The 17,832-nt window shown below is 60.9% G+C and carries 16 protein-coding genes; 15 read left to right on the top strand and 1 reads right to left on the bottom strand.

Going from position 1 to position 17,832, the window contains the following annotated elements; translation table 11 throughout:
* Positions 1 to 15 precede the first annotated feature (15 nt).
* The 5 genes from PH547_RS26920 to PH547_RS26900 all read left to right on the top strand — a co-directional run bounded on the left by PH547_RS26920 (position 16) and on the right by PH547_RS26900 (position 5,875).
* A complete protein-coding gene (locus PH547_RS26920; protein ID WP_285169922.1) occupies positions 16 to 1,251 on the top strand; it encodes an ABC transporter substrate-binding protein in 1,236 nt (411 codons plus the stop codon).
* 82 nt (positions 1,252 to 1,333) lie between these two features.
* Positions 1,334 to 2,221: a carbohydrate ABC transporter permease gene (locus tag PH547_RS26915; RefSeq protein WP_104827620.1), complete on the top strand. Its 888-nt coding sequence runs from the start codon at positions 1,334 to 1,336 to the stop codon at positions 2,219 to 2,221.
* A complete protein-coding gene (locus PH547_RS26910; RefSeq protein WP_285169921.1) occupies positions 2,221 to 3,105 on the top strand; it encodes a carbohydrate ABC transporter permease in 885 nt (294 codons plus the stop codon). Before PH547_RS26915 ends, PH547_RS26910 begins: the two co-directional genes overlap by 1 nt.
* Before the next feature lie 4 nt (positions 3,106 to 3,109).
* The gene (locus PH547_RS26905) at positions 3,110 to 4,192 is read left to right on the top strand and encodes an ABC transporter ATP-binding protein (protein WP_285169920.1); all 1,083 of its coding nucleotides are present in this window, start codon (positions 3,110 to 3,112) and stop codon (positions 4,190 to 4,192) included.
* Between the two features lie 30 nt (positions 4,193 to 4,222).
* Positions 4,223 to 5,875 carry a GMC oxidoreductase gene (locus tag PH547_RS26900; RefSeq protein ID WP_285169919.1) on the top strand — a complete coding sequence of 551 codons (1,653 nt, stop codon included), beginning with the start codon at positions 4,223 to 4,225 and terminating at the stop codon, positions 5,873 to 5,875.
* 20 nt (positions 5,876 to 5,895) lie between these two features.
* Here PH547_RS26900 and PH547_RS26895 read toward each other — a convergent pair whose 3' ends face one another.
* On the bottom strand, positions 5,896 to 6,795 hold the full coding sequence (locus PH547_RS26895) for a LysR family transcriptional regulator (RefSeq protein ID WP_285169917.1): 900 nt from the start codon (positions 6,793 to 6,795) through the stop codon (positions 5,896 to 5,898).
* 113 nt (positions 6,796 to 6,908) lie between these two features.
* Between PH547_RS26895 and PH547_RS26890 the strand changes: the two genes are divergently transcribed.
* The 10 genes from PH547_RS26890 to PH547_RS26845 all read left to right on the top strand — a co-directional run bounded on the left by PH547_RS26890 (position 6,909) and on the right by PH547_RS26845 (position 17,802).
* The gene (locus tag PH547_RS26890; RefSeq protein WP_285169916.1) at positions 6,909 to 7,421 is read left to right on the top strand and encodes an SRPBCC family protein; all 513 of its coding nucleotides are present in this window, start codon (positions 6,909 to 6,911) and stop codon (positions 7,419 to 7,421) included.
* Between the two features lie 286 nt (positions 7,422 to 7,707).
* On the top strand, positions 7,708 to 9,342 hold the full coding sequence (locus PH547_RS26885; protein WP_283052578.1) for an arylsulfatase: 1,635 nt from the start codon (positions 7,708 to 7,710) through the stop codon (positions 9,340 to 9,342).
* A gap of 67 nt (positions 9,343 to 9,409) precedes the next feature.
* Complete coding sequence (locus PH547_RS26880) at positions 9,410 to 10,387, top strand: AAA family ATPase (RefSeq protein ID WP_104827988.1); 978 nt, start codon at positions 9,410 to 9,412, stop codon at positions 10,385 to 10,387.
* A 9-nt stretch (positions 10,388 to 10,396) separates the two neighbouring features.
* Positions 10,397 to 11,347 (top strand): DUF58 domain-containing protein, encoded by a 951-nt coding sequence (locus PH547_RS26875; protein ID WP_285169915.1) that lies wholly within the window; start codon positions 10,397 to 10,399, stop codon positions 11,345 to 11,347.
* 2 nt (positions 11,348 to 11,349) lie between these two features.
* A complete protein-coding gene (locus PH547_RS26870; protein ID WP_285169914.1) occupies positions 11,350 to 11,865 on the top strand; it encodes a DUF4381 domain-containing protein in 516 nt (171 codons plus the stop codon).
* Entirely contained in the window at positions 11,852 to 12,841 is a 990-nt protein-coding gene (locus PH547_RS26865; RefSeq protein ID WP_283052584.1) for a vWA domain-containing protein, read from the top strand. Before PH547_RS26870 ends, PH547_RS26865 begins: the two co-directional genes overlap by 14 nt.
* Entirely contained in the window at positions 12,838 to 14,394 is a 1,557-nt protein-coding gene (locus tag PH547_RS26860) for a VWA domain-containing protein (protein WP_283052585.1), read from the top strand. Before PH547_RS26865 ends, PH547_RS26860 begins: the two co-directional genes overlap by 4 nt.
* Complete coding sequence (locus PH547_RS26855; protein ID WP_285169913.1) at positions 14,391 to 15,728, top strand: BatD family protein; 1,338 nt, start codon at positions 14,391 to 14,393, stop codon at positions 15,726 to 15,728. The genes PH547_RS26860 and PH547_RS26855 overlap by 4 nt, the downstream gene beginning before the upstream one ends.
* A gap of 84 nt (positions 15,729 to 15,812) precedes the next feature.
* Positions 15,813 to 16,778 carry a formylglycine-generating enzyme family protein gene (locus tag PH547_RS26850; RefSeq protein ID WP_285169912.1) on the top strand — a complete coding sequence of 322 codons (966 nt, stop codon included), beginning with the start codon at positions 15,813 to 15,815 and terminating at the stop codon, positions 16,776 to 16,778.
* 13 nt (positions 16,779 to 16,791) lie between these two features.
* On the top strand, positions 16,792 to 17,802 hold the full coding sequence (locus PH547_RS26845; protein WP_285169911.1) for an HAD family hydrolase: 1,011 nt from the start codon (positions 16,792 to 16,794) through the stop codon (positions 17,800 to 17,802).
* Positions 17,803 to 17,832 lie beyond the last annotated feature (30 nt).

Raw genomic sequence — 17,832 nt, 5'->3', positions numbered from 1 at the left:
TGAAGAGGTGGAACGATGAAAAATACAATGAAGCTCCTACTGGTGGGAGCCGCCGTGCTCTCGGCAGCCATTTCCTCGGCCCGTGCCGAAGACAAGCCGAAAGCCGAGGTGATGACCTCCTGGACCTCCGGCGGAGAAGCGGCAGCTCTGGACGTCATTAAACAGGAGTTTGAAAAACGCGGCGGGATCTGGAAGGATTCGTCCATTGCCGGTTTCGGCGCGGCCGATGCAGCGTTTCAGAACCGCTTGGTCGCTGGCGATCCGCCGGCCGCCAAGCAGACCGTGCTCGGTCTCGCCAATGCGGACTTCGTCAGTAAGGGCCTTCTGAGCCCCATCGATGGCATCGCGAAAGCCGGAAAATGGGCGGATGTCCTGCCGAAATCGATCGCCGACCTCATTTCATACAACGGCCAGGTCTATCTTGCCCCCACCGGCGCCCATGGCGAAAGCTGGGTGTTCTATTCCAAGGAGACCTTCGCCAAGGCCGGCGTGAGCGAAGAGCCCAAGAGCTGGGACGAATTCTTCGCGGCTCTCGACAAGCTCAAGGCCGCCGGCGTACAGCCGGTCGCCTGGGGCGGCCAATCCTGGCAGGAATCCAAGGTCTTCAACATGATCCTGCTGACACAGGTCGGCATCGACGGCTTCCTGAAGATCTATGTCGGCAAGGACAAGGGCGAGGCATCGACGGAAGGCGTGAAAAAGACGCTCGATATTCTCGGCAAGCTGCGTGCCTATGTCGATGAAGGTGCCGCAGGGCGCAACTGGAATGACGCAACTGCCATGGTCATCACCGGAAAGGCCGGCGTGCAGTTCATGGGCGATTGGGCCAAGGGCGAATTCGTTGCCGCCGGCAAAGCGCTCGGCAAGGACTATGGCTGCATGCTCGCCCCGCAATCGCCGGGGATGGTCTATGTCGCCGATTCCTTCTCATTCCCGAAGATCGCCGATGCGGCTTCACAGAAGGGTCAGACACTGCTCGCGGAGGTCGCCATGGATCCTGCCATCCAGGTCGAATTCTCGCTCAGGAAGGGTTCCGTGCCGATGCGCACCGACGTCGATAAGTCGAAGCTCGATATATGCGCGCAGAAAGGACTGGAATTGATGAGCGCGGGCAAGATCGTGCCGGACCAGGCTCTGATCCTCTCCCCGCAGCAAGCCGGCGCACTCAACGACTTTGTAGACGAGTTCTGGACCAACCCTTCGGAAGATAGCGCCTCCGGCGCCGAGAAATTCTTCGCGATCTTCGAATAGGGCCTCGTCAGGCGCCGACCGGCAGGGACGCCGGTCGGCTCTGCCTATTCCTTTTGAGAGAATTTGTTGAGAGAGTTTGCCGATGCAAGCCAAGCGCAGACGTTCCCTTGCTGCGACCTGTGCGCTCCTGCCGACATGGCTCGCCGCGATTTTCGTCTATATCGGCACCATGGTCTGGTCGGTGCGGCTGTCCTTCACGGATTCGACGATCTTCCCGTCGTCCAACTATGTCGGCTTTGCCCAATATACCAGGCTGTTTAAGAATTCGCGCTGGCTCGCCTCATTGGAAAATGTGCTGATCTTCGGCGCGCTCTATGTCGCAGGCTGCCTCGCCCTCGGCTTCGTGCTGGCAGCCGCCCTTGACCGCAAGGTCCGCTTCGAAAGCATGTTCCGCACCATATTCCTCTATCCCTATGCCATGTCCTTCGTGGTCACGGGCCTCATCTGGCAGTGGATGCTGAACCCGACCCTCGGCATTCAGGCCACCGTCCGGGCGTTTGGCTGGCAAGGCTTCGTCTTCGACTGGATCGTCAATCGCGACATGGCGATCTATACCGTCGTCTTCGCTGGCGTCTGGCAGGGGGCTGGCCTTGTCATGGTCATCGCGCTCTCCGGCATGCGCGGCATCGGCGAAGAGCAATGGAAAGCCGCCCAGATCGACGGAATACCGATCTGGCGCATCTATCTCTCCATTATCCTGCCGCAACTTGGGCCGGCGCTTGCGGCATCGGGCATGCTGCTCTCCATGGGCGTGATCAAGACCTATGATCTGATCGTGGCGCAGACCGGCGGCGGACCCGGCTATTCGACGGAAGTGCCTGCAAAATTCATTATGGACAATCTGTTCGAACGCCAGAACCTCGGACTGGCGAGCGCGGGAGCCACGGTCCTAGTGCTCTCCGTCATCATCGCCGTTGCACCGTTTCGCTATGCGCTTGCCATGCGCGCCAGAAGAAGGGGAGCGCGTTGATGACAGCCCTTCACGCCCGCGGCCCGAAACCTTCGCGACTGACAGCCGGCCAGATCGGGCTCTATGCCTTCCTGATCCTTTCGGCGCTGTTTTTCCTGTTGCCGCTCTATACGATGCTCGTCACCTCCTTGAAAACGATGGAGGAAATCCGTCAGGGCCGTATCTTCGCCTGGCCCAGCGCGGTCACTTTCGATGCATGGAAAACAGCGTGGTCTGGAGCCTGCATGGGCACGCAATGCCTTGGCGTGCGCATCGGGTTCTGGAATTCGGTGAAGATCACCGTACCGGCCGTGGCGATTTCCGTCTTCATCGGTGCGATCAACGGTTATGCCCTGTCCTTCTGGCGGCCGAGGGGATCGGGCCTGCTCTTCGGACTTCTGATGGCCGGCGGCCTCATCCCCTATCAGATCTTCCTTTATCCGCTGGTGCGCCTGCTCGCCAATCTGAGCCTTTATAACTCGGTGGCAGGTGTCGTCCTGGTTCATGTCATTTTCGGCCTGCCGCTGGTGACGCTGCTGTTCCGCAATTATTTCGTCGCCATCCCCGAAGAGCTCTGCAAGGCCGCCCGCGTCGACGGCGCCGGCTTCTGGCGGATCTTCGTCGAGATCATGCTGCCCATGTCGGTACCGATGGTCGTCGTCGCCTCCATCTTCCAGTTCACCGGGATCTGGAACGACTTCCTGATCGGCCTGGTCTTTGCCGGGAGGGACAACCTGCCGATGACCGTGCAGCTCAACAACATCGTCAACACCACAATGGGCGAGCGCGCCTACAACGTGAACATGGCGGCCACCATCCTGACCGCCGTCGTTCCGCTCGCCATCTATTTCTTCTCCGGCCGCTGGTTCCTGCGTGGTGTCGCCGCCGGCGCCGTCAAGGGATAACGCCATGCAGCCTGCCGTATCGGTAAAAGACCTCAAGATCGCCTATGGCGACCATACTGTCATCGAGAAGCTCTCCATCGACATTGCTCCGCGCGAGTTTCTGGTGCTTCTTGGGCCGTCCGGCTGCGGAAAGTCGACCCTGCTCAACTCCATCGCGGGTCTTCAGGACATCAGCGATGGCGAGATCTGGATATCGGACAAGAACGTCACCTGGGCCGAGCCGAAGGACCGCGGCATCGGCATGGTGTTCCAATCCTATGCCCTCTACCCGCGCATGTCGGTGCGCAAGAACCTGTCCTTCGGTTTGCGCGTGGCGGGCCTTCCGAAGGCCGAGATCGAGGCGCGCATTGCCCGAACCGCTTCGCTTCTCCATCTCGACACACTGCTCGATCGCCGACCTTCGGAACTGTCTGGCGGTCAGCGCCAGCGCGTCGCAATCGGCCGCGCCCTGGTGCGCGAGGTCAACGTCTTCCTGTTCGACGAGCCGCTTTCCAACCTCGATGCCAAGCTACGCAACGAATTGCGCGTCGAGATCAAAAAACTGCATCAGAGCCTGGGCAACACGATGATCTATGTGACGCATGACCAGGTCGAAGCGCTGACCCTGGCCGACCGCATCGCCATCATGAAGGACGGTGTAATCCAGCAGCTTGCCAGCCCATCCGAGATCTACCATCGCCCCGCAAACCTTTTCGTTGCCGGTTTCATCGGCGCACCGGCGATGAACTTCATCAAGGGCGAGATCGCCATCAAGGCGGATACCCCGGTCTTTAAAAGCAACGGCCTGACCATCGATCTGACCGACTATCCATTTCTGGCACCAGTCAAGTCAGGTCCTGCTACGCTCGGCATCCGGCCGGAACACATCGCGCCGGATGGCGCTGCAAGCGGTTGGCCCACCATTTCCGGCATCGTCTCGGTCGTCGAGCCAATGGGAGCAGACACCGTACTGTGGTTCGACTGGGCGGGACAAAGTCTCTCCTACCGCATCATGGGGGACGCCGCACTCCAGCCGGGCACGACGATCAACCCAGGGCTCGATGTCGCCAAAGCCTCCCTCTTCGACGCTGATGGCGCCCGCCTCTAAAGCCACTTTCACCTCATACGGAAGCTACCCATGTCTCAGACTGTCTACGACGCGCTGGTGATCGGTTCCGGCGCCGCCGGCTCCTTCGCCGCCAAAGAATTGACCGCTCAGGGGCTTTCAGTGCTTTTGCTCGAAGCTGGTCCCGCAGTAAGCCAGAAGGATTTTGATCCGACTCGCAAGAAACTGCCGGCCAGCAGCATCAACATATGGGAGCGCGCACGCGCTACAATAAAGGGCCAGCCCATCCAGGCGCGCGCCGCCTTCTTCACCGAGCGCTTCAGCCATTTCTTCGTCAATGACCGAAAGAACCCTTACACCACGCCAAAGGATGCGCCGTTCCTCTGGATCCGCGGCAGGCAGGGCGGTGGTCGCCTGCACAGCTTCGGTCGCGTGCTGCTGCGCTGGACGGATGATGACTTCAAGATCCAGTCGCGAACAGGCAAGGGTATGGACTGGCCGGTCAGCTATGACGATCTCGTGCCTTACTACGAGGAGGTTGAAGCCGGCCTTGGGCTCTACGGCAATCCCGATGGTGTAGAGACGCTGCCGGACGGCATCTATGCGCGCCCGGCAAAACTCACACCGGCCGAACAAATCTTCAAGAGCGAAGTGGAAGGTCGCTGGCCGCAGCGGCATGTCGTGTCCTGGCGCTATATCGCGCCGGACGCAGAGCGTACGCCGAAACCCTTGAGGGAGGCGCTCGCGACCGGGCGGCTGACCATCCGCCACGATGCGATCGTCCGCCGTATCGCGACGGACGAGCAAGGCACCCGGGCAACCGGCGCCGAGTTCATCGATCGCGTCACCGGCAAGGTCGAGACCGTGCATGCTGCCCTCGTGGTACTGTCGGCTTCGCCAATCGAAAGCGTGCGGCTGCTTTTGAATTCGGCATCCGCCAGGCACCCAGAGGGACTGGGCAACAGCTCTGGTGCGCTCGGGCGTTATTTCATGGATCAGTTGCCATGCCTTGCCTTCGGCTCCTTCGGCAAGGCAAAAGGATGGGCGACCGACGATTCCGCCCCGACCGATCCTTTCTACAATTCCTCGGGCGGCATTTTCGTGCCGCGTTTTGGAACCGGCGATGCCGGTCGCGGCGATTTCGACTACCAGGGCAGCATCGGCCGTGCGCCGACGCCCGATGACGGTCCGGCGCGGCTGGCATTCTTCGGCTTCGGTCGCATGCTGCCCTACGCGGACAATCGCGTTACCCTCAACGCACGACGGAAGGATGTCTGGGGGATCCCCGTTCCCCATATCCGCTGCCTCATGGGCGAGGAAGAGCACGCACTTCTCCGCCAGCAGGAAGAGGTGCTCATCGACATGGTGCGCAGCGTCGGCGGCGATCTCGAGTTCATCGGCTCCCCCACTGGCCTCAGGGAAATGGGACGCGGCGCCTTCCCCGATGCCGATCCGTTCAGCCGCTTCATGTTCCGAAAATGGTTCCGCAAGACTATGTGCATGGGAGCAGCAATCCATGAAACCGGCGGAGCGCGGATGGGGAGCGACCGGGGGAGTTCGGTGCTGAACCCTTACAATCAGCTTTGGGATGTTCCCAATGTCATCGTCACCGACGCCAGCGCCTTTCCCGGCAGTGGCATCGCGGGCACGACACTTACCGTCATGGCGTTGACGGTCCGCGCCTGCCGGAATCTTGTCAGCCGGCACTCAGCAAATCATACGTGAGCCCAGCACGCCAGATCGGGTCAGGTGACCGCAAGCGTCTCGAATATCATCGAGCGGATCCACCGATGGCGCGGATCGCTATGCGTTCGTTCATGCCAAACCGCGATCTTCGAGAATCCAGGAATGCTGACTGGCGACTCCTTCACCAAAATGCCCTCGACGCCTTCAACAAGACGTCGGGGAACAACGGCGATCAGGTCAGTACTGCGTAAGATTTCGGCAAGGATAAGGAAGCTGGTTACGGAAAGCGCGACCCGCCGTCGGCGGCCAAGGGAGGCCAAAGCGTCGTCGGTGACGCCCCAGAAGCGCTCGCCGGAATAAGATACGAGCGCGTGGTCCAGTGCGCAAAACCGGTCGAGATCGATCGTCCCACAAGCGTCTGGATGTCCCTCGCGCATGGCGCACACGTAGGTCTCGTCGAAGAGATGGCGCGCATGCAGGTCCGGCGGCGCAGTTTCCGGCGTCACGAGCGCCAGATCGAGATCGCCACGCTCGAACTGCATCTGTGCCCGATCGTGCTCCAAGGGCCGCACGGCCACGCGTACACCTGAGGAGACTGCCCTTAGCTTCGGCAGGAAAGGGAGGACAACAGCATGCAGCGCGTAGTCTGTCGCCGCGATAGACATTGTGAACTCCGCCGTAGCAGGATCGAATGTCGGCGGCTGAAGCAATGCTTCTACGTCGCCCAGGACTTGTTTAACCGGCCCAGCGAGCTCCATCGCTCTCAGCGTCGGCACAACCCCGCGCTGGGTTCGGACAAAGAGCGGATCATCGAAGCTCACTCGCATTCTCGTGAGCATACCGCTGACCGCAGGCTGAGTAAGGCCGAGCCGTTCGGCGGCGCGAGTAACACTGCGTTCGTCCAATAGGGCGTCAAGCGCCTTGAGGAGATTGAGGTCCAGGGATCTGATATCTCGCATTCTTATATCCATCATCATGAATGCCAATTTCCCTTATGTCTGCATATTTGGCATTACGGAGCAATACGAAACGAGCACGACCTCCAGCAGGCTGCAGTATGAGGAATTTCCGAATGATGAATGCAATTCAATGGCCGGAAGGCTACCTTCCAGGCTTCACCGAAAACTTCTCCTCCAACGAGGTCATCGCCGCCGATCTTCAGGTTGCTGATGTCTGGCCACAGCTCAGTCAAGCCACGCTCTGGCCAAGCTACTATCCCAATTCCGCGAATGTCCGCTTCTACGACGGCAAAGGGCCGGAACTGGAAGAAGGCGTGCGCTTTTATTTTGAGACCTTTGGATTTCCCGTCGAAGCTGAGGTCGTCGAATACGTGCCTCCAACGAAAGGAAAGCCGGGTCGTGTCGCCTGGCATGGCTGGGCTGGTGAAGGCGAGACCCGTCTTGACGTCCATCACGCATGGCTGATCGAGGAGCTGCCAGGCGGGCGGGTTCGCGTTCTCACCCAGGAGACACAAAAGGGCAAGCCTGCCGAAGATCTGGCAAAGACCAAGCCCAACCCCATGATCAACGGCCACCAAGACTGGCTGGATGGTTTGATCGCTGCCGCTCGCACGGCCACGAGATAGCGGCAAGGCAGCGCCTATAAGAAGCGAATGCCAAGATCACCGCCCGCTCGATGGCGCGGATCGATTCATCGTCATCGCTGACGGCCGCTGACCCTGTAGCCCGTCCCGATTTACGTCTTCTGTTACGTCCGCAACGTCCGCGTTTACCGTAACGTACTTCCACGGGAACCTTATCGGGAGAAGTGTGGCGTGGTCGAATACGACATCCAGTTTCGGCAGCGCCAGACACTGCCCGACCAAAGGAGACCGTAATGTTGAACGACCACGACATGGCGAGGAGGACGTGATGAACACGGCCTTCTCTCGACGCCTCCTCGGTGCCACCGCAGCTCTCGCTATGACGCTCGGCGCAATTTCGCTTGCGTCATTCCCGGTCCATGCACAGCAGGCCGCACCGTCTGCAACAACGCCGGCGACGGACAATGCCGGCTCGAAGCCGAACATTCTCGTCATCTTCGGCGACGATATCGGCCAGACGAACATCAGCGCCTATTCCTTTGGCGTCATGGGCTACCGGACGCCGAACATCGATCGCCTTGCCAAGGAAGGGACGATGTTTACGGACTACTACGCCGAAAACAGTTGCACGGCAGGACGCTCAACCTTCATCACCGGTCAGGTCTGCCTGCGCACCGGCCTTTGCAAGGTCGGTATCCCGGGCGCAACGGTCGGCCTCCAGCCCCGCGATATCACGATCGCGCAAGCCCTGAAGCCGCTCGGCTATGCAACGGGCCAGTTCGGCAAGAACCATCTCGGCGATCGGGACGAATTCCTGCCGACCAACCATGGGTTCGACGAGTTCTATGGCAATCTTTACCATCTCAATGCCGAGGAGGAGCCGGAACGGCCCTACTATCCGAAAGATGATCAGGAATTCGTCCGCACGAACTCTCCGCGCGGTGTTCTCAAGGCGTCATCGGACGGCAAGATCGAAGACACTGGCGCTTTGAACCGGAAACGCATGGAGACGGTCGATGACGAAACGACGGCGGCCGCCATCGATTTCATGCAGAGGAAGGCAAAGGAGGGTAAGCCCTTCTTCACCTGGATGAACACGACCCGAATGCATGCTTTTACCCACGTCCGGCAATCAATGCAGGGCCAAAGCGGCATGCCCGGCAACGACTATGCCGACGGGATGATCGAGCACGACGGCGACGTCGGCAAACTGCTGAAAGCACTGGACGATCTCAACATCGCCGACAATACGATCGTGCTATACACGACCGACAACGGCCCGAACCAATGGTCATGGCCGGATGCCGCAACGACGCCGTTCCGAAGTGAAAAGGATACAAACTGGGAAGGCGCTTTCCGGGTACCCGCGATCATCCGTTGGCCCGGCCATGTAAAGGCGGGTGAAACATCCAATGAGATGGTATCCGGACTTGACTGGTTCCCGACGTTGCTCGCTGCTGCCGGCGACCCCGACATCAAGGACCGCCTTCTCAAGGGAACGGCGATTAGCGGCAACCAGTTCAAGGTCCATCTCGACGGCTATAATCAGCTTCCATATCTGACGGGGCAACAGCCGAAATCGGCCCGTACCGAATTCTTCTACTTCGATGACGACGGCCAGCTTGTCGCCTATCGCTTCGGCGACTGGAAGCTCGTCTTCTGCGAACAGCGTCAGCCGGGCGGTTTTCAGGTTTGGGCCAATCCGTTCACATGCCTTCGCGCTCCGAAAACCTTCAATCTTCGAATGGACCCTTATGAGCGGGCGGATATCGTTTCCGACCAGTATTATGACTGGTACGCCAAGAATGCCTATCTCGTGCAGTATGGCGTCTGGCGGGTGGCTCCATTCCTGCAAACTTTCCGCGAGTATCCGCCCAGCCAGCGGCCGGCCAGCTTCAGCGTGGACCAGATGATCGACGCACTGATGAAATCGCTGGAACAAAGTCCGGCGACAGCCAAGTAGTTCGGCGAACCCCATCGACGGGCGTGGCCTGAAGGCCTCGCCCGCTTCCAATATGGACGGGACGAGCATGACCGCACGTGACGACATTATCGCGCTGAGCGCACGGATTGGCCGTTCGATCATCGGCCAGGAGGCGATGGTCGAGCGGCTTCTCCTTGGGCTGCTCGCCAATGGCCATCTTCTGGTCGAGGGCCTGCCGGGGTTGGCGAAGACGCGCGCCATCAAGAGCCTGGCGAGGAATCTCGACGCCGAGCTCTCGCGCATCCAGTTCACACCGGACCTGCTGCCGGCCGATATCACCGGCTCGGAGATCTATTTCAGCGAGGGCGGCAGGGGCGAGTTCAAGTTTCAGCAGGGACCGATTTTCGCCAGCCTGATCCTCGCCGACGAGATTAATCGCGCGCCCGCAAAGGTGCAGTCGGCCTTGCTGGAAGCGATGGAGGAGCGGCAGGTAACCGTCGGGGGCAAGAGCTATCCTCTGCCCGCGCTTTTCATGGTGATGGCGACGCAGAATCCGATCGAGCAGGAGGGTACCTATCCCCTCCCCGAAGCGCAGCTCGACCGCTTCCTGATGCATGTGGAGGTCGGCTATCCCAACGAAACATCCGAAGGAGCAATCATGCGGCTCAATCGCGATGAGGAAAAAGAAGCACATGGAGAGGGCAAGGCCACGCCGCAGCAAAGGCTTGATCCGCAAGCAATATTCGAGGCACGCAAGGAGATAGGAGCGGTTGCCGTCTCCGATCCCATAGAGAAATACATCGTCGCTTTGGTCTTCGCCACGCGATACCCCGACAGATATGACAAGGACCTCGCCAAATTGCTGCAGGTCGGTGTCAGCCCGCGCGGCGTCATCGGTCTCGACAAAGTTTCCCGCTCCTATGCCTGGCTGAGGGGTCGCGACTATGTCATCCCCGACGACGTCAAGGCTGTTGTCAGCGACGTTTTCCGCCATCGCCTGATCCTCTCCTACGAGGCTCATGCCTCCAACACCGCGCCAGATCAGGTCATCGACCGCATCGTCGAACTCGTGGCGGTTTCATGAGGAACGGCCATGGCTCGCAACGAAGGCAGCACAGGCGTCCATGTCAGTACCGAGCAGCTCGTCGCTCTCGAGCGCCAGGCTCGCGACCTGACCTTCGTCCAAAAGGCGCGGAGCCATCGTCAACTTTCCGGCCGGATGCGCTCGTCGATGCGTGGCCGGGGCCTGAGTTTTGAGGAACTGCGCGACTATCTGCCGGGGGACGACATCCGCACAATCGACTGGCGGGTCACGGCACGCACCAGCAGGCCGGCAGTCCGCGTCTACACGGAAGAGAAGGAACGGCCAGCGCTGATCGTCGTCGACCAGCGCATCAACATGTTCTTCGGCAGCCGACGGTCGATGAAATCGGTGACCGCAGCGGAGGCGGCCATGCTCTGCGCCTGGCGGATTCTCGGCTCCGGCGACCGGGTCGGCGGCTTCGTGTTCAACGACAGCGAGATTGTCGAGCTCAGGCCGCACCGCAGCCGGGAAGCCGTCATGGGCCTTGCCGACAGGATTGCCCGCCAGAATACAGGGTTGAGCGCTGCCTATGCCGGAACGCCCGGTCTCGCCGCGCTCGACGCCGTTGCTGCCCGCGTCGCGAACATCGCTCATCATGATCATCTCGTCGTCTTCATCAGCGACTTCGATGGTCATACGGCGGCGACACGCAACACGCTGCTGCGCCTCTCGGCACATAACGACGTGATCTGCCTCCTCGTTTACGATCCCTTCCTTCTGCAGTTGCCGCAATCGGGCAACATCGTGATCAGCGGCGGCAGTCTTCAGGCAGAACTGATACTCAGACAAGGCGACGTCCGGCAAGCGATCGATCGCTTCGCACGTGAGCGCGGCCGGGAACTGCGGTCCTGGCAACGAGAGCTTGGCCTTCTAATGCTGCCGATTTCAACCGCGGAAGAAACCGCGCCGCAGCTCCGCCGCCTGCTGGAGCAATCCGCCTGGCGGCAACGGAGGCGATGACCATGGGACCAGCCACTCCGACGACCGATCCGATGACCGAGATCGCCCTGCGATCCCTCAGGGACATCGCCGTGCCACCGCCGGTCTCGTGGATGCCGCAGACCTGGGGATGGGCCGTATTGGCGACAATTCTCGTCGTCGTTCTCTTGGTCGTCTTTCTGCGCTGGCTGAAGGCCTATCGCGCAAACGCCTATCGACGCGAGGCGCTCGCCCAACTCGCCGAGATTGAAGAGAAAATCCGCGATCCGGTCGCGCGAGGAGACGGGCTGCGCGAACTCGCCGCCCTTCTGAAGCGCGTCATGCTGGCCGGCTGGGGCCGGCCGGCCGTGGCAGAGATCGCCGGCGCGGCCTGGGTTCGCTTCCTGAGCGAACATGGCGACGAGAAAGCGAGTACCGCCCTGGAAAGACTGCTCGACGATCTTGAATACCACGGCAATGCAGAGCCGCCGCCGGATGTCGTCGACCAAGCGGTCCCGGCCGCACGAAGCTGGATCGGACACCATCATGTATCAGCTTGACCATCCATGGCTGCTGTTTCTTCTTCCCGTGCCGCTGTTCGTCTGGTGGCTTCTTCCAGCGCATCGGCAAACGTCGGAGGCCGTTCGCATCCCCTTCTTCGAGCAGGTTGCAGACGCCGCCGGCATCCGTCCGACGGAAGGTTCGGTCATCCCGCGCCGGACTTGGCTACAGTTGATCGTCGAGACGCTCGCTTGGTGCCTGATGCTGCTCGCCCTCGCGCGTCCGCAATTCGTCGAGCCGCCGATCGAGAAGGTCGAGCCGCAGCGAGACATCATGCTCGCACTCGACCTATCGCAGTCGATGGATACGAAGGATTTCCGCGCCGCGGACGGAAGCACTGAGGCACGCGTCGATGCCGTTAAGAAGGTCGTCTCCGATTTCGTATCGAAGCGACCCGGCGACAGGATCGGCCTCGTCGCCTTCGGCGATGCGCCATATCCGTTGGTCCCCTTTACCATGGACCATGCCACCTTGCAGACGATGATCGCCGAGATCGTGCCGGGCATCGCAGGTCCCCGCACGTCGCTCGGCGACGCCATCGGGCTGGCGATCAAGATGTTCGAAAAGACGACCGTTCCGGAGAAGGAATTGATACTGCTGACCGACGGCAACGACACCGCCAGCAAGATGCCGCCTGCCAAGGCTGCCGGAATCGCCAAGACCAAGGGGATCGTTGTTCATACCGTCGGAATCGGTGATCCGGCCGCGACCGGCGAGGACAAGCTCGATACAGAAATGCTCCGAAAGATCGCCACAGGCACCGGTGGGCGCTACTTCTTTGGCGAAGATCAAACCGCGCTCGCTGCCATCTACGACGTGCTCGACCGGATTACGCCGGTGAACCAGAAGACGCTTTCCTGGCAACCGCGCATAGAACTCTTCTATTGGCCTCTTGGTGCATCAATCGCGCTCATCGTGGTCTATTATGGACTGTGCGGCATCCGCAGCCTCCTGCATAGAGAGGTGGCGGCATGATCGAGGACTTCCATTTCCTGCGTCCATGGTGGCTGCTGGCGCTTGCGCTTCCGGTCGCGTTGCTCTGGCTGTCCTCCCGCTCCGGCGATGCCCGCAACCGATGGAAAGGGATCATCGCGCCGCACCTGCTCGACAGCCTCGTCATCAAGGGAAGGGGCGGCTCCCGGTTTCGGCCTTCCTGGCTCCTTGCCGCCGCGATGGCGGCAGCAGCGATCGCGACATCAGGACCAACCTGGGAGCGGGAGGTTCCACCGTTCGTCGAAAATACGGCGCCGCTCGTCATCGCCGTCGACCTGTCGGTGACGATGAATGCGATCGACGTTACGCCTTCGCGGCTTGAGCGCACCAAGCTGAAAATCAGGGATGTCATCGCGGAGCGGCAAGGTGCGAGGACGGCTGTCGTCGCTTATGCGGGAACGGCGCATCTCGTCCTTCCTTTCACAGAGGACGCCTCTCTCACCGAAACCTACACGGATGCCCTGGCGACGCGCATCATGCCCGTCCCCGGCAAGGATTCGACTAGGCCGCTCCAGCTTGCCGAAGAGCTCCTCTCGAAGGAGGAGACGACCGGCACGATCCTGTTCATGACAGACGGTATCGAGCAGAGAGCATTTGAAGCTTTCAAACGCGGAGCGGGCCGCAGCATTGTCGTACTCGGCGTCGGCACGGCGGCAGGCGGTCCCGTCAAGACACCGGACGGCGGCTTCGAGACGGATGCGGGCGGCGGACGCATCTTCGCCAAACTCGATGTCGAGGGTCTGAAGCGCCTGCATACGCAGACGGGCACGGAGGTCGCGACAATCACCGACGACGACACGGACGTGCGCTGGATAATGCAGCGCATCCGGACGAATTTCGAACAGAAGCAGGCTAAGGAAGGCGATCGCTGGCGCGATATGGGATGGTGGGCGGTCATCCCCCTCGTCATTCTCTACGCGGCATCGTTCCGGCGCGGCTGGGTCGTACGCTTTGCCGGCATCGTTCTTGCTGGGAGAATGGTGATGCCCACCGAGGTCGATGCCGGCAGCCTCGCGGACATGTGGTTGACATCAGACCAGCAGGGCCGGCTTGCCTACGAGCGCAGCGATTATGCAGCGGCATCGGCGCATTTTCTCGATCCGATGTGGAAGGGCACCGCGCTCTATCGCGCCGGCAAATACGCGGAAGCCGTCGACGCCTTCGCCGCCGTCGACACAGCCGAGAGCTGGTATGATCAGGGAAACGCGCTGCTCCACCTTGAAAGGTTCGACGAGGCGGTCGCGGCTTACAAGAGGGCGCTGGATGGACGAAAGGGCTGGCCGGACGCGCAGGCGAATCTCGCAATCGCCGAAGCGCTGCTAAAGGCGAAGCAGGAGGAGGAACAGGACGAGCAAGGGGAGCCGAACGAGAAACCCGATCAGGTGCAATTCGACGACAAGGGCAAACAGGGCAAGCAAGGAAGGATCGACATCGCCGAACAGACGTCGGAGATGTGGATGAAGAATATCCAGGTGAGCCCGGCGGATCTCATGGCACGGAAGTTCTCCCTCGAAACGCGGGAAAAGACGCCATGAGATCGGCAGCCATGGGCCTTGCCCTCTCTCTGTTGGCCGCCACTTCCTGCTTGGCGGCGGAACCTTTCGCTCGTGCAAGCGTCGATGACGACGGCCAGATTGTGCCTGGCCAGCAGGTGCACGTCATCGTCGACGTCTTCGTTCCGGATTTCTTTACCTCGCCTCCGCAGTTCCCGCTGTTCGACCTTCCCAACGCCGTCGTCACGCTCGCGAACGAGCGCCCGCAAAATCTGCTGCAGACCATCGATGGCGTTCAATATTCCGGAATTCGCAGGACCTATGCCGTCGTTCCGGAGGTATTGGGAACGTTCACCCTGCCGTCGGTGCCGATCGAGCTCGGCTATTCGGAAGACGGGAGACGGGTCAAGGGAACGGTGCAACTCCCCTCCATCGGCTTCAATGTCATCGGTTCGGCATCCGGACAACAGACACCGGCCTTTGCCGCCAGGCAGATTGCGCTCACCCAGTCCTTCGACCGGAATCCCTCACAGCTTAAGGTCGGTGATGCGATCGTGCGGACTGTGACCGTCTTCGGCGAGGATACACAGGCCATGATGATACCGCAGGTCGTCATCGGCGAGGCTGCCGGTCTCAGGCAATATCAAAAGCCACCGCAGATCGCGGATAACATCGTGAGCGGAAATACGACGGGAAGCAGGCGCATAGAGACCATCGTCTACACGGCGGACAAGGCCGGCACCTTCCGCATCCCCGCGGTTTCCTATCCATGGTTCGATGTCGACGCGCATCAGGCCAGGACCACCACGTTGCCGACTGTGGCCGTCACCGTCATCGATGCACCGGCATCGTCCGACATCATCGCGCCCGAGCTTCGGCAGGAGACGGCGCCGAGCCGTTCCCGAACCTTGACGGCCGCGGCACTGGCCTCGGGCTGCGCTCTTTGCGTTGCCGTCCTATGGGCGGGTCGGCGCTTCCTGCCACGGTTTTCAAACGGAATGCGAGCCTGGCGTCGCCCGCGCCCAAACTCGGAACACGTGGAATTCAAGCGGCTGATGAACTCAATCGCCGGTGATGAAGAGAGTGCCGTCTATCAGGCTTTGATGCGCTGGACACGAGTGGTCGGCTATTCCTCGATTTCGACATGGATGACCGCCTCGTCCGATCCCGACTTGCGATCGCAGATAGAGGCCATAGAAAAAGCCCTCTTCGGTTCCGGAACCGATGGCGCTCCATTCGACCGGCAGGCGTTGGCGGATGCTGTTCGCAGGTCGCACATCGCAAAACCTGCTCCAGGCAGCTTGCGGGGCGGTGCCCTGCCACCGCTCAATCCAGGCGCGGCTTCGCCCACTTCCGTAAATTTACGCCGGTGGTAACATTTGCCGCCGGGCATTTACCGTAACGTACTTCCGAACAGCCGCATCGAAGGCAAAGCTGTTCTTTCAATTTCGGAGGCAAGGATGGCTTTGGCATTCGAAAACGAGCGGACAGCGGACGGCGGCCCCGAGGGCATGGTCTGGATCCCCGGCAAGACCTTCACGATGGGATCGGACAACCACTATCCGGAGGAGGCCCCTACCCATCCGGTACGGGTCGACGGCTTCTGGATCGAGGAAACGCCGGTGACGAATCGGAAGTTCATGGCATTCGTCGACGCCACCGGCTACGTGACTTTCGCCGAGAAGGCTCCCGATCCCAAAGACTATCCGGGCGCACGCCCCGAAATGCTGAAGGCAGGATCGCTCGTCTTCTTCCAGCCGAAGAATGTTGCTGGCCCGGACATAACGCAGTGGTGGAAATTCAAGTTCGGCGCGAACTGGCGCCGTCCGCTCGGCGGACTGAGTGACCTGCGTGGGAAGCTGGACCATCCTGTTGTCCATATCGCCTGGTGTGATGCCAAGGCCTATGCGGACTGGGCAGGCCTCGATTTGCCGACCGAGGCGGAGTGGGAACTTGCCGCCCGCGGTGGCCTGGACGACGCCGAATTCGCCTGGGGGGATGAACTCATGCCCGACGGTCGCCCGATGGCCAATACGTGGCAGGGAACATTTCCGACGCTCAGCACCAAGCCTGCGGGAAAAGAACGGACCTCGCCCGTGCGCTCTTTCCCGCCGAACGGCTACGGCCTTTACGACATGATCGGCAATGTGTGGGAGTGGACCTCCGATTATTGGTCAGCACGGCACACCGAACCTGCCGCCAAATCCTGCTGCATCCCGAGCAATCCCCACGGCGGACCGGCAGATGCGAGCTACGACCCCATGCAACCGCAAATCCGCATCCCGCGGAGGGTGCTGAAGGGCGGCTCGCATCTCTGCGCCCCGAACTATTGCCGTCGTTATCGCCCGGCCGCCCGCCATGCCGAGCCGGAGGATACGTCCACAAGCCATGTCGGCTTCCGCTGCGTGAAAAGAACGACCGCGTGACAGGAGATATCCGATGAGACCGATCCGGAACACCGAAACGATCCTCGCCTCGCTGATTGTTGCCGTGTTTACGCTGGCGGCGGGCTTCGTCAGTCCCGCCTTCTCGCAGGAGTCGCTGCCGTCATGGAACGACACGGCCGCGAAGAGCCGCATCATGGCCTTCGTCAAGGCAACGGTGACGGATGGCGGCGAAGGCTACGTCGCGCCTGAAGATCGCATCGCCGTCTTCGACAATGACGGTACGCTCTGGGCCGAACAGCCCTATTACGTCCAACTCGGCTTCATGCTGGACCGGGTGAAGACATCGGCGCCGCAACACCCGGAATGGAAGGAGAAGGAACCGTTCAAATCCATCCTTGCCGGCGATCTGAAAGGGATCGCGAAGAGCGGCGAGAAGGGCATCGTCGAACTCGGCATGGCAACGCATGCCGGAATGACGACTGACCAGTTCGCCTCGATCGTCACGGACTGGTTCGCAACGGCAAAACATCCGAAGACGGGCAAGCCGTATACGGAGATGACGTATCTGCCGATGCGCGAACTGCTCGACTATCTGCGCGCCAACGGCTTCAAGACCTACATCGTCTCCGGCGGCGGCGTGGAGTTCATGCGGCCGATTACGGAAAAGGCCTATGGCATCCCGCCGGAACAGGTGGTGGGAAGCACAATCACCACCGAATTTGCGATCGTCGACGACGTACCTGTCCTGAACCGTCTACCGGAAATCGACTTCATCGACGATGGCCCTGGCAAGCCTGCCGGTATCAACAAGTTCATCGGGCGCAAGCCGATCTTCGTTGCAGGCAATTCCGACGGCGATTACGAGATGATGCGGTGGACGACCGCGGCGAAGAGCCCGGGCTTTGCGATGCTGATCCACCATACGGACGGCGATCGCGAATATGCCTACGACCGCCAGTCCGCGTTTGGGAAGCTGGACAAGGCGCTCGACGAAGCCGGACGCCGCAACTGGCTGGTCGTTGACATGAAGAATGACTGGAAGAAGATCTTCGCTTTCGAATAGTCAGGGCTGATGGCGGCAAGCCGGGGGCCG

The organism is Rhizobium cerradonense (genome assembly GCF_030182455.1).
Lineage (GTDB): Bacteria > Pseudomonadota > Alphaproteobacteria > Rhizobiales > Rhizobiaceae > Rhizobium.
The sequence above is the reverse complement of the archived record's forward strand: the minus strand, read 5'-3'. Positions and strand labels throughout refer to the sequence as shown.

Excerpts from the sequence above, each read along its gene's own strand:
- PH547_RS26920 (WP_285169922.1), top strand. The coding sequence starts at position 16 with ATGAAAAATACAATGAAGCTCCTACTGGTGGGAGCCGCCGTGCTCTCG.
- PH547_RS26915 (WP_104827620.1), top strand. The coding sequence starts at position 1,334 with ATGCAAGCCAAGCGCAGACGTTCCCTTGCTGCGACCTGTGCGCTCCTG.
- PH547_RS26910 (WP_285169921.1), top strand. The coding sequence starts at position 2,221 with ATGACAGCCCTTCACGCCCGCGGCCCGAAACCTTCGCGACTGACAGCC.
- PH547_RS26905 (WP_285169920.1), top strand. The coding sequence starts at position 3,110 with ATGCAGCCTGCCGTATCGGTAAAAGACCTCAAGATCGCCTATGGCGAC.
- PH547_RS26900 (WP_285169919.1), top strand. The coding sequence starts at position 4,223 with ATGTCTCAGACTGTCTACGACGCGCTGGTGATCGGTTCCGGCGCCGCC.
- PH547_RS26895 (WP_285169917.1), bottom strand. The coding sequence starts at position 6,795 with ATGCGAGATATCAGATCCCTGGACCTCAATCTCCTCAAGGCGCTTGAC.
- PH547_RS26890 (WP_285169916.1), top strand. The coding sequence starts at position 6,909 with ATGATGAATGCAATTCAATGGCCGGAAGGCTACCTTCCAGGCTTCACC.
- PH547_RS26885 (WP_283052578.1), top strand. The coding sequence starts at position 7,708 with ATGAACACGGCCTTCTCTCGACGCCTCCTCGGTGCCACCGCAGCTCTC.
- PH547_RS26880 (WP_104827988.1), top strand. The coding sequence starts at position 9,410 with ATGACCGCACGTGACGACATTATCGCGCTGAGCGCACGGATTGGCCGT.
- PH547_RS26875 (WP_285169915.1), top strand. The coding sequence starts at position 10,397 with ATGGCTCGCAACGAAGGCAGCACAGGCGTCCATGTCAGTACCGAGCAG.
- PH547_RS26870 (WP_285169914.1), top strand. The coding sequence starts at position 11,350 with ATGGGACCAGCCACTCCGACGACCGATCCGATGACCGAGATCGCCCTG.
- PH547_RS26865 (WP_283052584.1), top strand. The coding sequence starts at position 11,852 with ATGTATCAGCTTGACCATCCATGGCTGCTGTTTCTTCTTCCCGTGCCG.
- PH547_RS26860 (WP_283052585.1), top strand. The coding sequence starts at position 12,838 with ATGATCGAGGACTTCCATTTCCTGCGTCCATGGTGGCTGCTGGCGCTT.
- PH547_RS26855 (WP_285169913.1), top strand. The coding sequence starts at position 14,391 with ATGAGATCGGCAGCCATGGGCCTTGCCCTCTCTCTGTTGGCCGCCACT.
- PH547_RS26850 (WP_285169912.1), top strand. The coding sequence starts at position 15,813 with ATGGCTTTGGCATTCGAAAACGAGCGGACAGCGGACGGCGGCCCCGAG.
- PH547_RS26845 (WP_285169911.1), top strand. The coding sequence starts at position 16,792 with ATGAGACCGATCCGGAACACCGAAACGATCCTCGCCTCGCTGATTGTT.